This window comes from Variovorax sp. V15, from assembly GCF_041154425.1.
GTDB lineage: Bacteria > Pseudomonadota > Gammaproteobacteria > Burkholderiales > Burkholderiaceae_C > Variovorax > Variovorax guangxiensis.
The window spans coordinates 4,858,822-4,878,113 of the sequence record NZ_AP028659.1; the positions used below are offsets into that span (position 1 = coordinate 4,858,822).

Sequence of the window (19,292 nt, forward strand, 5' to 3'; positions counted from 1 at the left end):
CTGCTGCCTGCCCTCACCGGAGAACCGACGATGAAACGACGGACGCTTGGCGCTCTCGCCGCCCTGGCCCTTTCCACCGCCTTCGCGGCGAGCCTTCCCGCGCATGCCCAGACGCCGCAGCCCAAGACGCTGAAGGTGGTGGCGCATGCCGACCTGAAGATCCTCGACCCGACCTTCACCACCGCCTACATCTCGCGCAACTTCGGCTACATGGTGTACGACACGCTCTTCGCGCAGGACGCGAGCGGCAAGCCGCAGCCGCAGATGGTGGAGAAGTACATCGCCTCGAAGGACGGCAAGCAGTGGAGCTTCACGCTGCGCCCCAACCTCAAGTTCTCCGACGGCAGCGCCGTCACCTCGGCCGACGCGGTCGCTTCGCTGCAGCGCTGGGCCGCGCGCGACAGCCTGGGCCGCGCCATGACGGCCAGCGGCGCCGAATGGAAGGCCACCGACGCGCGCAGCTTCACGCTCACGCTCGCCGAGCCCTTCGGCATGGTGCTCGACGCGCTGGCCAAGCCCTCGGGCTTTCCGCCGGTGGTGCTGCCCGAGCGGCTGGCGAAGATGCCCGCCACCGCGCCGCTGACCGAAGTGCTGGGCTCGGGCCCCTACGTTTTCAAGCGCGACGAATGGGTGCCGGGCAACAAGGCGGTGTTCGTGCGCAACCCCAACTACGTGGCGCGCAGCGAGCCGCCGAGCGGCCTGGCCGGCAGCAAGAAGAGCAACTTCGACCGAGTCGAGTGGCTCTACCTGCCCGATGCCAACAGCGCAGTGGCCGCCCTCAAGCGCGGCGAGGTCGACATCATCGAGCAGCTGCCGCCCGACTACATCGCGCCGCTACGCACCGACACGGGCGTAAAGATCGGCTCCGGCGGCGCCTACCAGGGCTTCCTGGTGATGAACCAGCTGCATCCGCCCTTCAACAACCCGAAGGTGCGCCAGGCGCTGCTGCAGGCCGTGAGCCAGGAGCGCTTCATGGCGGCCATGGGCTTCCCGCTCGACATGCGCATGGCCTACTGCGCCACTTACTTCATCTGCGGCAGCCCCAACGACACCGCGGCCGGCGCCGAGCCCTACCGCAAGGCCGACGTCGCAAAGGCGAAGAAGATGCTCGCCGACGCCGGCTACAAGGGCGAGAAGGTGGTGCTGCTGGTGCCCAGCGACGTGCCCTACCTGAACGCAGAGGCGCTGATGGCCGCGCAGACGATGAAGAGCATCGGCCTGAACGTCGACGCCCAGACCATGGACTGGGCCTCCATCGGCGCGCGCCGCGCCAAGCGCGACGCACCCGACGCGGGCGGCTGGAACATGTACGTCACCGTGGCCGGCGAATTCGATGCCAACTCGCCCATCAGCAACGCCTACCTGAGCGCGGCCTGCGGCAACACCCTGCCCGGCTGGCCATGCGACAAGCAACTGGACGACCTGCGCACCGCCTGGCTGAAGGAGACGGTGCCCGCCAAGCGCAAGGAGCTGCTCGACGCCTTCCAGACCCGCGCCTACGAGGCCGTGCCCTACATCAACGCCGGCCAGTACTCGGCCGCCTTCGCCGCGCGCACCAGCCTGAAGGGCCTGGACAAGCTCTGGTCCGGCATGCCGACGGTCTGGGCGCTCGACAGGCAGTAAGGGCCGGAGGGACACCGCCATGGGCTACATCGTTCGACGCTTCATCGCGACCCTGCCCGTCATGGCGGTGGTGGCCGTGGTGGTGTTCCTGCTGATCCATCTCTCGCCGGGCGACCCGGCCGCGCTCATCGCGGGCGACCTCGCCACCACCGAAGACATCGAGAAGCTGCGTGCCGCACTCGGCCTGAACCTGCCGCTGTGGCAGCAGTTCGGGCTGTGGATCGGCAAGCTGTTCACCGGCGACCTGGGCACCTCGATCTTCACGCAGATGCCCGTCACGCAGCTGCTGGGCCAGCGGCTGGAGCCCACGGTGTCGATCGCCGCGGTGACCATGCTCATCACGCTGGTGGTGTCGGTGCCGCTGGGCACGCTCGCGGCCTACCGCGCGGGCAGCTGGATCGACCGGCTGGTGATGCTCTTCGCGGTGCTGGCCTTCTCGGTGCCGGTGTTCCTGGTGGGCTACCTGCTGGTCTACAGCTTCGCGATCCAGCTGCCGTGGTTTCCGGTGCAGGGCTACGTGCGCTTCGCCGAAGGCCCGGGCGAGTGGCTGCGCTCGCTGGCGCTGCCCTGCGTGAACCTCGCCCTGGTCTACATCGCGCTGGTGACGCGCATGACCCGCGCCACTGTGCTCGAAGTGCTGCACGAGGACTACATCCGCACCGCCCGCGCCAAGGGCCTGGGCGTGCTGCCGGTGCTGGGCCATGCGCTGCGCAACGCGGCCATTCCCATCGCCACCACCGTGGGCGCGGGCATCGCGCTGCTGATCGGCGGCGTGGTGGTCACCGAGACGGTGTTCGCCATTCCCGGCGTGGGCCGGCTGGTGATCGACTCGGTGCAGCGGCACGACTACCCGGTGATCCAGAGCGTGCTGCTGCTGTCGGCGGGCGTGTACGTGCTGATCAACCTGCTGATCGACCTGAGCTACCGGCTCTTCGATCCGCGCATCCAGTACTGAACCACCCATGTCCTCCGTACTTCCCATGAGCGACATCGATGTGCCCGCGACGTCTGCCACAGCCGCCACCCCGGCAGCCGCGCCGCCGGCCGAGGCCCCCTTCGTTCCGCCGCGCCTGCGCTGGCTGCGCAAGCACCCGACGCTGATTGTCGGCGCGCTGCTGCTGATCGCTGTGGCGGCGCTTTCCATTGCCGCGCCCTGGATCGCCACGCACGACCCGCAGGACATCGACCCGCTCGCGCGCATGCAGCTGCCCTCGGCCGAGCACTGGTTCGGCACCGACGCGCTGGGGCGCGACGTGTTCAGCCGCGCCGTGTGGGGTGGACGGGTGTCGATGATCGTGGGCGCCTCGGTGGCGCTGCTGGCCACCTTCTTCGGCGTCGCGCTCGGCCTGGTGGCGGGATTCGTGCGCTGGGCGGACGGACCGATCATGCGGGTGATGGACGGGCTCATGGCCATCCCGGGCATCCTGCTGGCCATCGCGCTAATGGCGGTCACGCGCGCCAGCCTCACGACGGTGATCATCGCCATCACGGTGCCTGAGATTCCGCGCGTGGTGCGGCTGGTGCGCTCGCTGGCGCTCACGCTGCGCGAGCAGCTCTTCGTGGAGGCCGCGCACGCGGTGGGCACACGCCTTCCGGTGATCCTGGTGCGCCACGTGCTGCCGAACACCGTGGCGCCGCTGATCGTGCAGGCCACCTTCGTGGCCGCGGCCGCCGTGCTGACCGAAGCCGCGCTCTCCTTCCTCGGTGTGGGCGTGCCCTCGCAGACGCCGAGCTGGGGAAACATGATGGCCGAGGGCCGCAACTTCGTGGCAGTGGCGTTCCACATCATCCTGTACCCGGGGCTGCTGCTGGCGGCCACGGTGCTGGCCATCAACCTGCTGGGCGACGGCCTGCGCGACGCGCTGGACCCACGCCTGGCGCGCCAACTCTGAGCGAGGCAGCCTCATGACCATCGCCATGTCCCATGCAGCGCTGGCTCCCGGCGAGCCGCTGCTCGAAGTCGACGACCTGCGCACGCACTTCCTCACGCCCGGCGGCGTGGTGCGCTCGGTCGACGGCGTTTCCTACACGGTGCGCGCGGGCCGCACGCTCGGCGTGGTCGGCGAGTCGGGCTGCGGCAAGAGCGTGACCGCCCTGTCGATCCTGCGGCTGGTGCCCACGCCGCCCGGCCGCCACATGGGCGCCGTGCGCCTGCGCGGCACCGACCTGATGCGGCTGAGCGAACGCGAGATGCGCCAGATCCGCGGCAACCGCATCTCGATGATCTTCCAGGAGCCGATGACCTCGCTGAACCCGGTGCTCACCGTGGGCCGGCAGATCGCGGAGACGGTGCAGCTGCACCAGAAGGCCAGCCGCGCCGACGCGATGAAGCGCGCGGTCGAGATGCTGCGCGTGGTGCAGATCCCCGAGCCCGAGCGCCGCGTGAACGAATACCCGCACCAGCTCTCGGGCGGCATGCGCCAGCGCGTGATGATCGCGCTGGCCCTGGCCTGCAACCCCGAGGTGCTGATCGCCGACGAGCCGACGACCGCGCTGGACGTGACCATCCAGGCGCAGATCCTCGACCTCATCAAGCGGCTGCAGAAGGAGCTGGGCATGGGCGTGGTGATGATCACGCACGACCTCGGCGTGGTCGCCGAGAGCTGCGACCGCGTGGTCGTCATGTACGCCGGCAAGAAGGTGGAGGAAGCCGACGTGATCGACCTCTTCGACCGCCCGCTGCACCCCTACACCCGCGCGCTGATGGCCTCGATGCCCGCGATGAACACCGCGAGCACGCGGCTCACCGAGATACCGGGGCTGGTGCCGGCCGCGCACGAGCTGGGCCGCGGCTGCGCCTTCGCGGCACGCTGCAGCCACGCGCGCGAACGCTGCCGTGCCGAAACGCCGAGGCTGGCGCAGCAAGGCGGCGACCACGTCGTGGCCTGCTTCGCGGTCGAGGAAAACTGGGCCGGTGCCGAGGAGATCGCCGCATGACGACAACCGCTGCAACGCCCTTGCTGCAGGTGCGCAACCTGCGCAAGCACTACACCACGCCCAAGCGCTGGCTGCGGCCGGCCAGGCCGGCGATCCAGGCAGTGGACGGCGTCTCCTTCAACGTCGCGCGCGGCGAGACGCTGTCGCTGGTCGGCGAATCGGGCTGCGGCAAGACGACCACGGCCAAGTCGGTGATGCGGCTGGTCGAGCCGAGCTCGGGCTCGGTGCAGCTCGAAGGCCGGGAGCTGCTGTCGCTCTCCGCCGAGGACATGCGCATGCGCCGGCGCGACCTGCAGATCATTTTCCAGGACCCGTACGCCTCGCTGAATCCGCGGCTGACGGCGGGAGACATCGTGGCGGAGCCGCTGCGGAACTTCGGCATGGGCGCCGCGGCCGAGCGGCGCGAGCGCGTGCAGTGGCTGTTCTCGCGCGTGGGCCTGCGGCCCGAGGCAGCGAAGAAGTTCCCGCACGAGTTCTCGGGCGGGCAGCGCCAGCGGCTTGGCATCGCGCGGGCGCTCGCCCTGAACCCGAAGCTGATCGTGTGCGACGAACCGGTGTCGGCGCTCGACGTGTCGGTGCAGGCGCAGGTGGTCAACCTGCTGATGGACCTGCAGGCCGAGTTCGGCATCGCGTACCTCTTCGTCGCGCACGACCTCGCGGTGGTTCGGCACATCAGCCATCGCGTGGCCGTGATGTACCTTGGCCACATCGTGGAGATCGCCGACCGCGACACGCTGTTCTCGGCACCGCTGCATCCGTACACCGAGATCCTCCTGTCGGCCGTGCCGGTGCCCAATCCGCGCACGCCGGCGCGGCGCATGCTGCTGCAGGGCGATCCGCCGAGCCCGGCAAATCCGCCCTCGGGCTGCCGCTTCCATACCCGCTGCCCGATGGCGCAGGCCGTGTGCAAGGAGAAGGCGCCGGAGTTGAGCGAGCGGCCTTCGTCGTCCGCGAACGGAAGCCACCTGGTCGCCTGCCATTTCCGCTGAAGAAAGGATTCATCCCGTGTCCGACAAGCTCCCCCACTACGAATTGCTGATCCGCGGCGGCACCGTGATCGACGGCACCAAGGCACCGCGCTTCGACGCCGACGTCGGCATCGTCGGCGACCGCATCGTCGCCATCGGCAAGCTCGCGGGCCACACGGCGGAACAGACGATCGACGCCACCGGCCGCATCGTGGCGCCCGGCTTCATCGATTCGCACACGCACGACGACCAGGCGGTGCTGTCGCAGGCGCAGATGCCGTTCAAGGTGTCGCAGGGCGTGACGACCGTGGTCGCGGGCAACTGCGGCATCAGCGCCGCGCCGCTGCGCGAGGACATGGACCTGCCCATGCCCCTGAGCCTGCTCGATTCGCCCGCCGAGGGCCGCTTCACCAGTTTCGCCGCGTACCTCGACGCGCTGCGCGCGACACCGTCGTCGGTGAACGTCGCGGCGATGGTCGGCCATTCGACGCTGCGTGCAGTCGCCATGTCAGACCTTGACCGCCCCGCGAACGATACCGAGATCAAGGCCATGCAGGCGATGGTCGAGGAAGCGATGCAGGCCGGCGCCATCGGCCTGTCGACCGGCACCTTCTACCCGCCCGCGGTGAAGGCTACGACCGAGGAGATCATCGAGGTCGGCCGACCGCTGACTTCACGCAAGGCGCTGTACGTGACCCACATGCGCGACGAGAGCGACCGGGTGATGGAGTCGCTGGAGGAAACCTTCCACATCGGCCGCGCGCTGGGCATTCCGGTGGTGGTGTCGCACCACAAAGTGCAGAACACGCGCAACTTCGGCAAGACGAAGGTGACGCTGCCCTTCATCCAGGAGGCGATGAAGCACCAGTGCATCGGGCTCGACTGCTACCCCTACACGGCCGGCTCCACCATGATCCGCACCGACCGCGGGATGATGGAAGGCCGCGTGCTCATCGCCTCGAGCGTGCCGCACCCCGAATGCGCGGGCCGCGACCTGAAGGACATCGCGGCCGAATGGGGCGTCTCGGGCGAGGAAGCGGCCAAGCGCCTGCAGCCCGGCAGCGCGATCTACTTCATGATGGACGAGGACGACGTGCAGCGCATCCTCGCGTTCGACGAGACCATGATCGGCTCCGACGGCATCCCGCTGGGCGACAAGCCGCATCCGCGCCTGTGGGGCACCTTCCCGCGCGTTCTGGGCCACTACAGCCGCGACGTGGGCCTCTTCCCGTTAGAGACGGCGGTGTGGAAGATGACCGGGCTCACCGCACGCAACTTCGGCCTGCACGAGCGCGGCACGCTGAAGCCGGGCTACCACGCCGATGTGGTGATCTTCGACGCCGCGACGGTGCGCGACACGGCCAACTACGAATCGCCGATGCAGCCTGCCGAAGGCATCGATGCGGTGATCGTCAACGGAGCCCTGACCTGGCGCCAGGGAGCTCATTGCGGGGCGCGCAACGGGCAGGTGATCACGCGGCGCAACACGGCTGCGTGAGGGCGGCCTGAACGGGCTCAGTCGGGCGCGTTCATCACGCGGTCGAACTCTTCGTCCGCTGGCACGTTGTCCGCGTCGAGTTCGCTTGCATCCGAAAGATCGATCCCCGTTTCCTCCGAAAGATCGTCACCCAGGTCGGCATCGGGCTCCTCGAAATCGTCGGCGGGCAGGTTGTCTTCATCGTCTTCGGAGGGCGAAGCGGATCGCGCGGTGGCGTTCATGATCTGTTCCTCGGCTTGTTTCTGACAGGCCCCCTATGGTGCGCCTGTTTCGGCCCTTGCGGTTCATCCGGCGCGAGGCTTCGGTGTCGGAAAGTTTCGCGCCGGCCCGAAGGAAGATCAGTCCTTGTGCACGTGCCCATGCTCCCCGTGGCCGGGGTCGTCATGGCCATGTTCGTGCCCGTGCTCGCCGTGCGCGAGGCGGCTGACCAGCGTGACCAGCGCGATGCCCGCCACCAGCCACAGGATCTGCGCTGCCGTCTGGCGCGCGGGCAGGCGCTTCTGCAGCTGCGGGATCAGGTCGGCCAGCGCCACGTAGACGAAGCTGCTGCCGGCCAGCACCAGGAAGTACGGCAGCAGGCCATGCAGCTGGTCGACCAGCCACCAGCCCGCGATACCTCCCAGCGCGGTCATGGTGCCCGCGAGCGACACCTTCACCAGTGCCGCCCGCTGGTTGGCCGAGCTCTGGCGCAGTACGACGAGGTCGCCGATGTGGTGCGGAATCTCGTGCGCCAGCACCGCCAGTGCGGCCACCAGGCCCAGCCGGATGTCGGCGGTGAAGGCGGAGGCGATCAGGATGCCGTCGCCGAAGCAGTGCACGCTGTCGCCGGTGAGCACGGCCCAGCCGCCGGTGCGGGGCCCGTGGGCGTGGCCATGGGAATGACCGTGGGCGTGGTCGTGTCCGTGGTGATCGTGTCCGTCCGTTCCGCCCTTCTCTTCACCCTGGTGATGCTCGTGCCCGTGATGCCATAGCTCAGCCTTGTCGAGCAGGAAGAAGAACACCAGCCCGAACAGCAGCACGCCGAACAGCAAGCCGGGCTCGATGCGGCTTTCGAAGGCTTCGGGCAGCAGGTGCATGAAGGCTGTGGCGAGCAGCGCACCGGCCGCCAAGCTCAGCAGGTGCTGCGGGTTCACGCCGCCCGAACCGCTGCGCACGCCCACTTTCAACAGAAGGGCCGCGACCCACACGCTTCCGATACCGGCAACCAGGGTCGCCGCGATGATGACTATCAAATTCATAGCTGCTTGCGCAAGAAAGACGGCCGCCGGAACTTTTCCGGGGCCGCATACCGATCATAAAAAGAGAAAGGCCGTCACGAGGACGGCCTTCGGCGGGGATTGGCTGACGGGCGCCGTTCAGGCTACGCCGTTGGCTTTGAACCAGGCCGTGGCACGCTGCCAGCCGTCTTCCGCCGCGCTCCTGACATAGCTGGGGCGGTAGTCGGCATGGAACGCGTGACCCGCTTCGGGATACACGACGAAGCTCGACGCCTTGGCCGCCGGGGTTCCGGTTGCCAGAGCTGCTTTCATCTTATCAACCGTGTCAAGGGGGATGCCCTGGTCTTTCCCGCCGTAGAGGCCGAGCACGGGCGCCTGCAGGCTGGCGGCGACGTCGACGGGGTGCTTCGGCGTCAGCTCGCTGGCCTGGCCGACCAGCCGGCCGTACCAGGCGACGCCCGCCTTGACCTTGCCGGTGGCGGCATAGAGCCACACGATGCGGCCGCCCCAGCAAAAGCCGGTGATGGCGGCCTTGCCGGTGTCGCCGCCGTTGGCCTTGGCATAGGCCAGGGCGCCGTCGAGATCGGCCATGACCTGCGCGTCGGGCACCTTGGAGACGATGTCGGCCTGCAGCTTCGGAATGTCGGTGTAGCCGCGCGGGTCGCCCTGGCGGGCATACAGCTCGGGCGCGATGGCCAGGTAGCCCAGCTTGGCGAAGCGGCGGCAGGTGTCGGCGATGTATTCGTGCACGCCGAAGATTTCCTGCACCACCAGGATCACCGGCAGGCCGGTCTTGCCGGCGGGCGCGGCCGCATAGGCGGGCACCTCGAAGTCGCCGACGGCGTACTTGATGGGGCCTGCCTTCAGGCCGTCGGCCGGGGTGCTGATGGCGGACTGCGCCATCACCGGCATGACCGCTGCCGCATAGCCGACGCCGATGGCGGCCTTGAGGGCGGTGCGGCGCGTGGCGCCCTGCTCGGTGCTGTCGCCGGGGCGAAGCGAATCGAAGTCGGAACGGCTGTCGTCGAGAGGCATTGATTGGGCTCCGGTTGAATCGTCGGACAAGGGGCGTGGCGCTGTGGAAAAACGCACGCCGCAATGTAGGCGAAATCGGCCGGCGGCCCTATGCCCCGAACTTCATTGGGGTTGGTGCGCTCCGTAGGCCCGCCGGGCCAGCGCCGCCGCCAGCACCTGTGCCGGATCGACCAGGTCCAACCCCGCCACCGCGGCCGAGCCATGCAGGCCCAGCGGCACCTCGGTGCAGCCCATGATGATGGTGACGGGGCCATGGCGCTCGGCCAGCCTCAGCGCCACTTCGGAAAAGCATTGCTCGGCGAGCGGCATGTTGCCGGCCTTCACGCCTTCGAAGATGCCGCGCGTGATGGTCTCGCGCTCTTCGGGCAGCGGCACATGGCACTCCAGCCCCTCCTGGGCCAGGGCCTGCTCGTAGAGGCGGATGCGGTAGGTGCCTTCGGTGGCCATCAGCGCCACGCCCGTCGCACCCTGTGCCGCGAGGTGGCGCGCCGTCTCGCGCGCCATGTGCAGCAGCTCCACCTGCGGAAAGCGCTCCTGCAGGTTGGCGTGCCAGGCATGTGCCGTGTTGCATGCGATGGCCACCGTGCGGCTGCCGAGCGCCGCCAGCCGGCCCAGCGCCTGCAGCATCGGCTCCAGCGGCTGGTGCGCCCCCTGACCGGCCGAAGCCAGTGCCTCGGTACGGTCGGGCACCGGGACCTGCGCGAGCCAGTGCTCGGGAAAGGACTGGTCGCGCACCGGCTCGCCGCGCGCACGCATCTGCTGCGTGCAGGCCTGCACGAAAAGCCGCACGAAGTCGGCGCCCGCCGCCGGACCCATGCCTCCAAGAATGCCGACAACCTGCGTCACTGCAACTTCCTTTTCTTTCTCTCTCGGCGCCGCTGTCAGGTCGCTGGCTTATCGCTCAGGGCCTTCAGGTTTTCCTTCAGCTGCGGGCTCATCGGCAGGTTCAGCGGCACGTTCTTCGGCGGGATCGGCTGCATGAACCACTTGTTGTAGAGCTTCTCGAACTCGCCGCTCTTCATCAGGCCCGCGAAGGTGTCGTCCACCAGCTTCTTGAAGGCCGGGTCGTCCTTGGGCAGCATGCAGGCGTAGGGCTCCACCTGCAGCGAATCGCCCACCACCTCGTAGTCGCCCGGCGTCTTGGCGTTGGCGATCAGGCCGTAGAGGAGGATGTCGTCCATGGCGAAGGCCGCGACACGGTCGCTCTCGAGCAGCAGGAAGGCGTCGGCGTGGTCCTTGCCGAGCACGATGTCCATGCCGAGGTTCTTCTCGATGTTGTACTTGCGCATGACCAGCACGTTGGTGGTGCCGGTGGTGCTGGCGACGGTCTTCTTCGCGAGGTCGGCGTAGTTCTTGATTTTGGAAGACTTCTTCACCAGCAGGCGCGTACCCGTGTAGAAGTGGTTGATGGCGAAGGCCACGTCCTTGCCGCGCGCGGTGTTGTTGGTGGTGGAGCCGCACTCCAGGTCGATGGTGCCGTTGGTGATCAGCGGAATGCGGTTCTGCGAGGTCACGGGCATCAGCGCCACCTGCAGGTCGGGCTTGTTCAGCTTCTTCTTCACCGCCTCGACCACGGCATTGGACAGATCCACCGCCATCCCGATCGGCTTGCCGGGGCCCTCGAGGTAGCTGAAGGGCACCGACGATTCACGGTAGGCCAGCGTGATCTTGCCGGACTCGGCGATCTTGGCGAGCGTGTCGGCGGCCTGAGCGCCGGTGGCGGTGAAGAGCACCGTGGCGGCCATGGAAGCCATGAGGACGGAGAGTTTCATTCGAGCCTTCATTCGGTTGGACTGAACAGGCGGCCAGTGTAGGAACGGGCGAAACAAAACCACAAATTCCAATAGAAAGCTGATCCATGCCCAAAGGTTATGGGCGGGGGTGCTTTTGGCATTTCCGGTACGGGCTGCGCGCGCCTACAGTCAAAGCCACCGTTCTGCCGAACATTCATTCAATCCATCCATCTCTCCGGAAAGCTGCCTCCATGCATGTGTGTGTGCTCGGCGCCGGCATCGTGGGCCTAGCGACCGCCTGGCAGCTCGAGCGCCAGGGCCATCAGGTCACCGTGATCGACCGCGCCGCTCCCGGCTCGGGCGCGAGCGGGGGCAACGGCGCGCAGCTGAGCTACTCGTACGTGCAGCCGCTGGCCGATCCTTCGATCTGGAAGCAGTTGCCCAAGCTGCTGCTGTCGTCTGCCTCGCCGCTCAAGCTGCGCCCGCAGCTCGATCCGCTGCAGTGGCGCTGGGGCATGGAGTTCCTCGCGGCCTGCAACGCGCGCACCTCGCGCGACACCACCGCGAGGCTGCTGGAGCTGGCCGCGTCGAGCCGCATCGAGTTCGAGGCCATGCGCGCCGAGCTCTCTCCCGACTGCGATTTCTCCGCCACCGGCAAGCTGGTGCTGTACGCCAGTGCCGCCTCTCTCGAGGGCGCGCGGGCGCAGCTCGAACTGCAGCGCAGGATGGGCAGCGAGCAGCGGCTGGTGACGCCCGAGGAATGCGTCGCCATCGAGCCCGCCCTCGCCAGCTACCGCGACCGGATGGCGGGCGCCGTCTACACGCCGAGCGAATGCGCGGCCGACTGCCTCAAGGTGTGCACGGAGCTGACGAAGGCACTTGGCGCGCGCGGCGTGCGCTTCATCACAGGCACCGACGTGCGCGGCTTCGTGCGCAGCGGACGCCGCATCGCCGCCGTGCACACCGGCAGCGGCGACGTGGAAGCCGATGCCTTCGTGATGGCGCTGGGCTCGGCCTCGCACAAGCTGGGGCGTGCGCTCGGCGCCTACCTGTCGGTCTATCCGCTCAAGGGCTACAGCATCACGGTGGACGTCGACCCCGCGCCCGGTGCCGCGCCGCGCGTGAACGTGACCGACAGCGCGCGCAAGGTGGTGTTCGCGCGCATCGGCTCGCGCCTGCGCGTGGCGGGCATGGCCGAGCTGGTTGGGCATGACGCGAGCATTCCGGCCACGCGCATCGAGACGCTGGCGGCCGCCACGCGCGCCCTCTTCCCGCATGCGAGCCGGCTCGAGGAACTGCACCCCTGGACAGGCATGCGCCCCGCCACGCCCAAGGGGCTGCCGATCATCGGACGGCTGGAGAGCGCGCCTTCGAACATGCTGTTCAACACCGGCCACGGCGCGCTCGGCTTCACACTGGCCTTCGGCTCGGCGCTGCGCGTGGTGCAGGCCCTGAAAACCTAGGACCTAGATCGTGTCCTGTATCGCCTGCTGCATGCAGCGGGTGATTTCGCGCACCGCCACCGAATCGGGCCGCGCCGCGAAGCGCAGCGCACGGATCGGCACCGGGATGTGCGGCTCCAGCGTCAGCACGTCGACCTTGGCGCGGTCCGCCGAGCGCGCGGTGCAGCCGTCGACCAGCGCCACGCCGATGCCGTGGTGCGCCATCGCCAGCGCCGCGTGATAGGTCTGCACCGTGACCACCGCCTGCTGGAAGCCCACGCCCGCCTGCCGGCAGGCCTGGCTCAGGCTGGTGCCCACGGGGTCGCGGCTGTCCAGGCCGATCACCGGCCGGTCGACCAGGTCGTGCAGTGCCACCGAGCCGTTGCGCACCAGCGCGCGCGGCAGCATTCCCTTGGGCGCGATGCACACCATGCGGCTGTCGGCCAGCGTCTCCTGCGTGAGCGATGGGTGCACCGCCGGGCTGAAGGCGAAGCCCACGTCGGCCTCCTGCAGCAGCAGCGCCGACATGATCTGCGGCGAGTGCAGCGACTCCACCGTGATCGCGTAGCCCGGATGCTTCTCGCGGAACGCTTTCAGCGCGCGCGGCAGGATGTCGTAGCTCAGGGCCAGCACGCTCAGGATGCGCAGCTCGCCGGTGTCGCCCGCCGTGCGCAGGTTGGCGGCGAGCCGCTGCACCTCGTCGAGCTGCGCGAACAGCCGCTCGATGTGCGGATACAGCGTGAGAGCCTCGGTGGTCGGCGTGAGCCGTCCCTTGGCGCGCTGGAACAACGGAAAGCCCAGCTGCAGCTCGGCATGCTGCAGCGTGCGGCTCACCGCCGGCTGGGTGATGTTGATGAGCCGCGCCGCCGCGCTCACGCTGCCCGTGAGCATGATCGCGTTGAAGACCTCGATGTGGCGCAGTCGCATGATGATCAGCGGCAGTTCACGCCTTCTTCGCGGAACACCGTGGAACCGGCTTTGCCGGGCCACTGGTGTTGCCCCCGGCGAGGGGGTTGGCGAAGCGACACGAAGTGCGCGAAGCCTGGGGGTGAGCTCACTTTCCTCGCGCGAGGTCCATGACCATCCGCGTGCCGAGGTACAGGCGCGGCTCGATCGAATTGACCAGCACGTACTCCGCATCGGCCGAATGTGCGCCGAAGCCTTGCAGGCCGAAGCGCTCGACCACCGGCGCCTTGGTCTTCAGCGCCGCGAAGGCCGCGTCGGTGCCGCCGCCGGCGGCCTTGTCGTCGGCGCCCAGCGGCAGGCCGAGTTCGTCCCTGTAGATCTGCTGTGCATGGCGGGCCATGGCGACCGAGGCTTCGGAGGACTCCAGCGGCGGACGGCGGCGCTCGAACTTCAGCTCGACCTTGGCTTCGGGAATGAGCTGCTTCTTCACGCGCTCGTTCACCTGCTGCTCGATGCGGTCGTAGTCGCTCACCTTCAGCACGCGCACGTCCGCCGCGGCGGTGGCGCTGGCCGGGATCACGTTGCGGTTGGTTCCCGACTTGGAGATGGTCCAGTTCATCTTCAGGCCCGTGGCGGGGTCGGACAGATCGCGCATCTGCAGGATCTGGTGCGAGAGCTCGTACAGCGCATTCACGCCGAGTTCGGGCGCCGAGCCCGCATGCGAGGCCTTGCCCGTGACGTTCAGCGTGACCGAGGCGATGCCCGCGGTGGCGAGCGAGAGCTTGTCTTCCTTGATGGAGGCGCCTTCGAAGGACAGCACCGCATCGTGCTCGCCGCCCATGCGCGTGATGAGGGAGCGCGCGCCGGGCGAGCTGATTTCCTCGTCGCCGTTGATGAGCACGGTCAGCGTGCCGTATTCCTTGAACTTCATGGCCTGCAGCATCGACACGATGTGCGTGATGACGGCCACGCCCTGCTTGTCGTCGGCGATGCCCAGGCCGTAGGCCTTGTCGCCGTCGATGCGGAAAGGCTGCCTGTTGATCATGCCCACGGTGTAGACCGTGTCCATGTGCGCGATCAGCAGGATCTTCTTCTTGCCGGTGCCCTTGAAGGTGGCGCGCACCACGCGGCCGATCTTCTCGGGCGTGTCCTCCATGCGGTAGGCATCGGCGCTCGGGTCGATCAGCTCGACCTCGCCGCCCAGCGCCTTGAACTTCGCGGCGATGAGATCGGAGATCTTCTCCAGGCCCTCGAGGTCGCGGCTGCCGGACTCGATGGAGACCAGCTCCTTCAGCGTGTCGAGCAGGGCCGGCTTTTCCTTGGCGGCAAGCGCGGCGATCTTCGCGTCGGGTGCCGCGAAGGCGCTGCCGAGGAAGGCGGCGCAGACTGCGGCAAGCAGGAATTTGCGGTGAGGGAATCGGTTCATGTTCTTGCGTTTCTTCCTTCTGTGGCTGACTGGTTGTCTCGTCCTTGTCCGTTCCCTGCTCTCTTCTTCTTGATGTTCTTTCTCAGTGCGCCTTGTCCCAGTTGGGACCGACGCCGATCTCGGCCAGCAGCGGCACCTTCAGCGATGCGACGCCGGCCATGATGCGCGGGATCTCGGTGCGCACCCACTCGACCTCGGCCTCGGGCACCTCGAACACCAGTTCGTCGTGCACCTGCATGATCATCCGGGTCGCGCGCTTTTCCTCGTCAAGCACGTTCTGTACCTTGACCATGCTGAGCTTGATGAGGTCGGCCGCCGTGCCCTGCATCGGCGCGTTGATGGCCGCGCGCTCGGCGCCGCCGCGGCGCGGGCCGTTGGGCGAGTTGATCTCGGGCAGGTACAGGCGCCGGCCGAACACGGTCTCGACGTAGCCCTGCTCCTTGGCCAGCGCCTTGGTCTCGTCCATATAGGCCTTCACGCCCGGATAGCGCGCGAAGTAGCGCTCGATGTAGGAGGCCGCGGCCTTGTTCTCGATGCCGAGGTTCTTCGCGAGGCCGAAGCTGCTCATGCCGTAGATCAGGCCGAAGTTGATGACCTTGGCGTAGCGGCGCTGCTCGCTCGACACCTGGTCGGGCGTGGAGCCGAACACCTCGGCGGCCGTCGCGCGGTGCACGTCGATGCCTTCGGTGAAGGCGCGCAGCAGCGATTCGTCGCCGCTGATGTGGGCCATGATGCGCAGCTCGATCTGCGAGTAGTCGGCGCTGGCGATCACGCTGCCGGCCGGCGCCACGAAGGCCTCGCGCACGCGCCGGCCTTCGGGCGTGCGGATCGGGATGTTCTGCAGGTTCGGGTCGTTGCTGCTCAGCCGGCCGGTGACGGCCACGGCCTGCGCGTAGTGCGTGTGCACGCGTCCGGTGCGCGGGTTGGCGAGCTGGCCGAGCTTGTCGGTGTAGGTGCCCTTGAGCTTCGAGAGGCTGCGGTGCTCAAGGATCTTGGCCGGCAGCGGGTAGTCTTCGGCGAGCTTCTCCAGCACCTCTTCGTCGGTGCTGGGCGCGCCGCTCGGCGTCTTCTTGACCACGGGCAGGCCCAGCTTGGTGAAGAAGATCTCGCCGATCTGCTTGGGCGAGCCGAGGTTGAAGGGCTGGCCCGCGATCTCGTAGGCCTCCTGCTCCAGTTCCATGATGCGCTTGCCCAGCTCGTGGCTCTGAGTGGCCAGCGTGGGCGCGTCGATCAGCACGCCGTTGCGCTCGACGCGGTAGAGCGCTTCGCTCGAATCCATCTCGAGCTGGTAGATGAAGAGCAGCTTCTCGTCGGCCTGCAGGCGCGGCCAGAGCGTGTTGTGCACATCCAGCGTCTGGTCGCTGTCCTCGCACGAGTATTCGGCGGCCTTGGCGATGTCGACCTGGCTGAACGGGATCTGGTGCGCGCCCTTGCCGCACAGGTCTTCGTAGGAGATGCCGCTGCGGCCCAGGTGGCGCTCGGCCAGGCTGGAAAGGCCGTGCGGCTTGTGCACTTCGAGCACGTAGCTCTGCAGCATGGTGTCGTGCGCGTAGCCCTGCACCTCGATGCCGTGGTTGGCGAACACATGCCGGTCGTACTTGATGTGCTGGCCGAGCTTCTTCTTCGCGCCGTTCTCCAGCCAGGGCCGCAGTTTCGCGAGCACCTCGTCGAAAGGCAGCTGCTGCGGCGCGTCGGGGTAGTTGTGCATCAGCGGGATGTACGCGGCCTCGCCGGGCGTGACGCTGAAGCTGATGCCCACGATCTGCGCGACCATCTCGTCGAGCGAGGTGGTCTCGGTGTCGATGGCGGCGAGATCGGCCGCTTCGAGCTTCGCGAGCCAGGCGTCGAGCTGTTCCCAGGTCGTGATGGTCTCGTACTTCAGGTTGCTCGCGGGAGAGGCGGCCTCCAGCGCCTGCATTTCGGAGGGCTCGTCGAACAGGCCGCCCTGGTCGGTGTCGGCCTTGCCGGAAGCCGCCTTCTTCTTGAGGTTTTCCTCGATCAGCTCGGGCGGCACGGCCTGCGCCTCGAGCCCCTTGACCAGGCTCTTGAAGCCGAACTTCTCGTAGAACGGCTTCAGCTCGGCCGTCTGCGGCGCACCCACCGGCAGCCCTTCGAGCGAAGGCAGGCCCGCGACGTGGCCGTCGAGGTCGCAGTCGGTGCGGATGGTCACGAGGCGCCTGCTCAGCGGCAGCTGTTCCATGGCCTGGCGCAGGTTCTCGCCCGCGGCGCCCTTCACTTCGGCGGCTCGCTCCATCAGCGCGTCGAGCGAGCCGTATTCGAGCAGCCACTTGGCGGCCGTCTTGGGGCCGACCTTGGGAACGCCGGGCACGTTGTCGACGGAGTCGCCCACCAGCGTCTGGTAGTCGATCATCAGGCTGGGCGGCACGCCGAACTCGGCCGTGACGCCGGCCACGTCGCGCCGCTTGCCGTTCATCGTGTCGATGATGGTGATGTGCTCGTCGACCAGCTGGCTCAGGTCCTTGTCGCCGCTGGAGACGATGACTTCGACGCCCTGCGAGGAGGCGACCCGGGCGAGCGTGCCGATGACGTCGTCGGCCTCCACGTCGGGCACGCTGAGCACGGGCCAGCCGAGCAGCTTCACCACCTCGTGGATGGGTTCGATCTGGCTGCGCAGGTCGTCGGGCATCGGCGAGCGGTTGGCCTTGTACTCGGGGTACCAGTCGTCGCGGAAGGTCTTGCCGGGCGCGTCGAAGATGCAGGCGGCGTAGTCCGCGCGCACCTCGCGGCGCAGCGCGGTCATCATGTTGATCATTCCGCGGATGGCGCCGGTCGCCGGGCTCTTCGGGTCGCCGGGCACGGCCCGGAGGTCGGGCATGGCGTGGAAGGCGCGGTAGAGGTAGCTCGAGCCATCGACGAGCAGCAGCGTTTTCTTGTCGGTCATCGGGCCATTTTGCCGTGCCCGCAGCGGCGCCCGGAACCACGACGGCGCGAGGTGCCAACCGACGCCCCGGAAGCAGGCGCGCGCCTACAATGCATGCATGCCTAGCTCTACACTCCTGGTCGCCCGCCGCATCCTGCTGGCGCTGGCCTTCGCAACCCCCTTTGCCGCCGTGCAGGCGCAACAGGCCGCGCCCGCCCCCGCGGCGGCTCCGGCCGAGGCGCTCCCAAATCAGGAGCAGGCGAAGGCCGAGGGCCGACGAAACCAGAAGGTGGAAAACATCCACACAGAGGACAGCGGCGCATCGGTCGACGAGGTCCGCTACGGCGGCCGCACCCAGAGCATCAACGTCAAGCCCAAGTCGAACATGCCCGGCTACGAAGTGCTTCCGGCAGATGCCGCCACGGGTCGCCAGGGTTCGAGCGAAACAGGCGCCAACGGCCCCCGCGTCTGGAACGTGCTGAAGTTCTGACCGCAATGAGGTCTTCCGTTCTGGTTTTCGCGGCAGCAATGCGGCGCTGAGTACCTACCGCCATGGCAGTTTTTACCGAAGTCGGCTTCGGCGAGGCCGACGCGCTCGTCCAGAGCCTGAGCCTGGGCCCGCTGCGCGAGCTGCGCGGCATCGAGGGCGGCATCGAGAACACCAACTATTTCGCGACCACCGAGTCCGGCGAGTTCGTGCTGACGCTGTTCGAGCGCCTGAGCGCCGAGCAACTGCCCTACTACCTTTGTCTGATGAAGCATCTGGCGGACGCAGGCCTGCCGGTGCCCGCGCCAGTCGCACTGCCCGAGCCCGAGCCCGAGCCCGAAGTCGCCGGCAAGCCCCGCAAGGGCCAGCCGCCGGTGCCCCCCGAGGATTCGTGCGACCTGCTGCACCTCGTGGCCGGAAAGCCTGCTGCCGTTGTGCAGAAGCTCTCGGGCCGCAGCGAGCTGGCGCCAACCGCCGCGCACTGCACCGAGCTGGGCTCGATGCTGGCGCGCATGCATCTCGCGGGGCGCGACTACCCCCGCATCCAGCCGAACCTGCGCGGCCTGCCCTGGTGGAACGAGACGGTGCCGGTGGTGCTGCCGTACATCGAGGAGCACCAGGCCGCCCTGCTGCGCGCAGAGCTGGCCTACCAGAACCACGTCGCCGAGTCGTCGGCCTATGCGGCGCTGCCGCGCGGTCCGGTGCACGCCGACATGTTCCGCGACAACGTGATGTTCGCGACCGACGGCGAGCCCGGCGCCGCCCCGCGCCTGACCGGCGTGTTCGACTTCTATTTCGCCGGCACCGACACCTGGCTGTTCGACCTGGCCGTGTGCCTGAACGACTGGGCCATCGACCTGTCCACCGGCCGCCACGACCCCGAGCGCGCTGACGCGCTGCTCTCGGCCTACGAGTCCGTGCGCGCGCTGAATGCAGCCGAGCGCGCCCTGCTGCCCGCGATGCTGCGCGCGGCGGCGCTGCGCTTCTGGATCTCGCGCCTGTGGGACTTCCATCTGCCGCGCGAGGCGAGCATGCTCAAGCCCCATGACCCCACGCACTTCGAGCGCGTGCTGCGCGAGCGCGCCACACATCCGCACGCCATGGCGCAGGCCCTCGAGCCGCTGCTGGCTGCCTGACCT

General features: G+C 68.3%; 17 protein-coding genes. 9 read left to right on the forward strand and 8 right to left on the reverse strand.

Features of this window, described 5'->3' with window-relative positions:
- Window positions 1-30: 30 nt before the first annotated feature.
- From ACAM57_RS23070 to ACAM57_RS23095, 6 genes are read left to right on the forward strand one after another with little or no spacing between them, the layout of a single operon-like run.
- Window positions 31-1,623, forward strand: a complete 1,593-nt coding sequence (locus tag ACAM57_RS23070; RefSeq protein ID WP_369659075.1) for an ABC transporter substrate-binding protein — start codon at window positions 31-33, stop codon at window positions 1,621-1,623.
- Between the two features lie 19 nt (window positions 1,624-1,642).
- A complete protein-coding gene (locus ACAM57_RS23075) occupies window positions 1,643-2,578 on the forward strand; it encodes an ABC transporter permease (RefSeq protein ID WP_369659076.1) in 936 nt (311 codons plus the stop codon).
- 25 nt (window positions 2,579-2,603) lie between these two features.
- Entirely contained in the window at window positions 2,604-3,515 is a 912-nt protein-coding gene (locus ACAM57_RS23080; protein WP_369662470.1) for an ABC transporter permease, read from the forward strand.
- Window positions 3,516-3,528: 13 nt separating this feature from the next.
- Window positions 3,529-4,560: an ABC transporter ATP-binding protein gene (locus tag ACAM57_RS23085; RefSeq protein ID WP_369659077.1), complete on the forward strand. Its 1,032-nt coding sequence runs from the start codon at window positions 3,529-3,531 to the stop codon at window positions 4,558-4,560.
- Window positions 4,557-5,549, forward strand: coding sequence for an ABC transporter ATP-binding protein (locus tag ACAM57_RS23090; RefSeq protein ID WP_369659078.1), 993 nt, complete (start codon window positions 4,557-4,559; stop codon window positions 5,547-5,549). The genes ACAM57_RS23085 and ACAM57_RS23090 overlap by 4 nt, the downstream gene beginning before the upstream one ends.
- 16 nt (window positions 5,550-5,565) lie before the next feature.
- A complete protein-coding gene (locus ACAM57_RS23095; protein ID WP_369659079.1) occupies window positions 5,566-7,026 on the forward strand; it encodes an amidohydrolase family protein in 1,461 nt (486 codons plus the stop codon).
- A 17-nt stretch (window positions 7,027-7,043) separates the two neighbouring features.
- On the opposite strand, the gene ACAM57_RS23100 is transcribed toward ACAM57_RS23095, so the two are convergent.
- The 5 genes from ACAM57_RS23100 to ACAM57_RS23120 all read right to left on the reverse strand — a co-directional run bounded on the left by ACAM57_RS23100 (window position 7,044) and on the right by ACAM57_RS23120 (window position 11,050).
- A complete protein-coding gene (locus tag ACAM57_RS23100; RefSeq protein WP_126022848.1) occupies window positions 7,044-7,247 on the reverse strand; it encodes a hypothetical protein in 204 nt (67 codons plus the stop codon).
- Window positions 7,248-7,364: 117 nt separating this feature from the next.
- Window positions 7,365-8,264, reverse strand: a complete 900-nt coding sequence (locus ACAM57_RS23105) for a ZIP family metal transporter (protein WP_126022847.1) — start codon at window positions 8,262-8,264, stop codon at window positions 7,365-7,367.
- A 117-nt stretch (window positions 8,265-8,381) separates the two neighbouring features.
- The gene (locus ACAM57_RS23110) at window positions 8,382-9,278 is read right to left on the reverse strand and encodes a dienelactone hydrolase family protein (protein WP_369659080.1); all 897 of its coding nucleotides are present in this window, start codon (window positions 9,276-9,278) and stop codon (window positions 8,382-8,384) included.
- A gap of 102 nt (window positions 9,279-9,380) precedes the next feature.
- Entirely contained in the window at window positions 9,381-10,124 is a 744-nt protein-coding gene (locus ACAM57_RS23115) for an aspartate/glutamate racemase family protein (RefSeq protein ID WP_276312258.1), read from the reverse strand.
- A gap of 35 nt (window positions 10,125-10,159) precedes the next feature.
- Window positions 10,160-11,050: a transporter substrate-binding domain-containing protein gene (locus ACAM57_RS23120; protein WP_369659081.1), complete on the reverse strand. Its 891-nt coding sequence runs from the start codon at window positions 11,048-11,050 to the stop codon at window positions 10,160-10,162.
- 212 nt (window positions 11,051-11,262) lie between these two features.
- Here ACAM57_RS23120 and ACAM57_RS23125 point away from each other — a divergent pair, with 212 nt between their 5' ends.
- Entirely contained in the window at window positions 11,263-12,474 is a 1,212-nt protein-coding gene (locus tag ACAM57_RS23125; RefSeq protein ID WP_369659082.1) for a D-amino acid dehydrogenase, read from the forward strand.
- A gap of 3 nt (window positions 12,475-12,477) precedes the next feature.
- On the opposite strand, the gene ACAM57_RS23130 is transcribed toward ACAM57_RS23125, so the two are convergent.
- From ACAM57_RS23130 to polA, 3 genes are all read right to left on the reverse strand, one after another.
- Window positions 12,478-13,380 (reverse strand): LysR family transcriptional regulator, encoded by a 903-nt coding sequence (locus ACAM57_RS23130; RefSeq protein ID WP_126022843.1) that lies wholly within the window; start codon window positions 13,378-13,380, stop codon window positions 12,478-12,480.
- A gap of 127 nt (window positions 13,381-13,507) precedes the next feature.
- Window positions 13,508-14,785 carry a M20/M25/M40 family metallo-hydrolase gene (locus ACAM57_RS23135; protein WP_369659083.1) on the reverse strand — a complete coding sequence of 426 codons (1,278 nt, stop codon included), beginning with the start codon at window positions 14,783-14,785 and terminating at the stop codon, window positions 13,508-13,510.
- Between the two features lie 82 nt (window positions 14,786-14,867).
- The gene (gene polA, locus ACAM57_RS23140; protein ID WP_126022841.1) at window positions 14,868-17,687 is read right to left on the reverse strand and encodes a DNA polymerase I; all 2,820 of its coding nucleotides are present in this window, start codon (window positions 17,685-17,687) and stop codon (window positions 14,868-14,870) included.
- A 97-nt stretch (window positions 17,688-17,784) separates the two neighbouring features.
- Here polA and ACAM57_RS23145 point away from each other — a divergent pair, with 97 nt between their 5' ends.
- A complete protein-coding gene (locus ACAM57_RS23145) occupies window positions 17,785-18,156 on the forward strand; it encodes a hypothetical protein (protein ID WP_126022840.1) in 372 nt (123 codons plus the stop codon).
- A gap of 62 nt (window positions 18,157-18,218) precedes the next feature.
- Window positions 18,219-19,289, forward strand: coding sequence for a homoserine kinase (locus ACAM57_RS23150; protein WP_369659084.1), 1,071 nt, complete (start codon window positions 18,219-18,221; stop codon window positions 19,287-19,289).
- Window positions 19,290-19,292 lie beyond the last annotated feature (3 nt).

Bases quoted from the DNA above. Each gene is read 5' to 3' on its own strand.
- ACAM57_RS23070 (WP_369659075.1), top strand. From the start codon at position 31: ATGAAACGACGGACGCTTGGCGCTCTCGCCGCCCTGGCCCTTTCCACC.
- ACAM57_RS23075 (WP_369659076.1), top strand. From the start codon at position 1,643: ATGGGCTACATCGTTCGACGCTTCATCGCGACCCTGCCCGTCATGGCG.
- ACAM57_RS23080 (WP_369662470.1), top strand. From the start codon at position 2,604: ATGAGCGACATCGATGTGCCCGCGACGTCTGCCACAGCCGCCACCCCG.
- ACAM57_RS23085 (WP_369659077.1), top strand. From the start codon at position 3,529: ATGACCATCGCCATGTCCCATGCAGCGCTGGCTCCCGGCGAGCCGCTG.
- ACAM57_RS23090 (WP_369659078.1), top strand. From the start codon at position 4,557: ATGACGACAACCGCTGCAACGCCCTTGCTGCAGGTGCGCAACCTGCGC.
- ACAM57_RS23100 (WP_126022848.1), bottom strand. From the start codon at position 7,247: ATGAACGCCACCGCGCGATCCGCTTCGCCCTCCGAAGACGATGAAGAC.
- ACAM57_RS23105 (WP_126022847.1), bottom strand. From the start codon at position 8,264: ATGAATTTGATAGTCATCATCGCGGCGACCCTGGTTGCCGGTATCGGA.
- ACAM57_RS23110 (WP_369659080.1), bottom strand. From the start codon at position 9,278: ATGCCTCTCGACGACAGCCGTTCCGACTTCGATTCGCTTCGCCCCGGC.
- ACAM57_RS23120 (WP_369659081.1), bottom strand. From the start codon at position 11,050: ATGAAACTCTCCGTCCTCATGGCTTCCATGGCCGCCACGGTGCTCTTC.
- ACAM57_RS23125 (WP_369659082.1), top strand. From the start codon at position 11,263: ATGCATGTGTGTGTGCTCGGCGCCGGCATCGTGGGCCTAGCGACCGCC.
- ACAM57_RS23130 (WP_126022843.1), bottom strand. From the start codon at position 13,380: ATGCGACTGCGCCACATCGAGGTCTTCAACGCGATCATGCTCACGGGC.
- ACAM57_RS23135 (WP_369659083.1), bottom strand. From the start codon at position 14,785: ATGAACCGATTCCCTCACCGCAAATTCCTGCTTGCCGCAGTCTGCGCC.
- polA (WP_126022841.1), bottom strand. From the start codon at position 17,687: ATGACCGACAAGAAAACGCTGCTGCTCGTCGATGGCTCGAGCTACCTC.
- ACAM57_RS23145 (WP_126022840.1), top strand. From the start codon at position 17,785: ATGCCTAGCTCTACACTCCTGGTCGCCCGCCGCATCCTGCTGGCGCTG.
- ACAM57_RS23150 (WP_369659084.1), top strand. From the start codon at position 18,219: ATGGCAGTTTTTACCGAAGTCGGCTTCGGCGAGGCCGACGCGCTCGTC.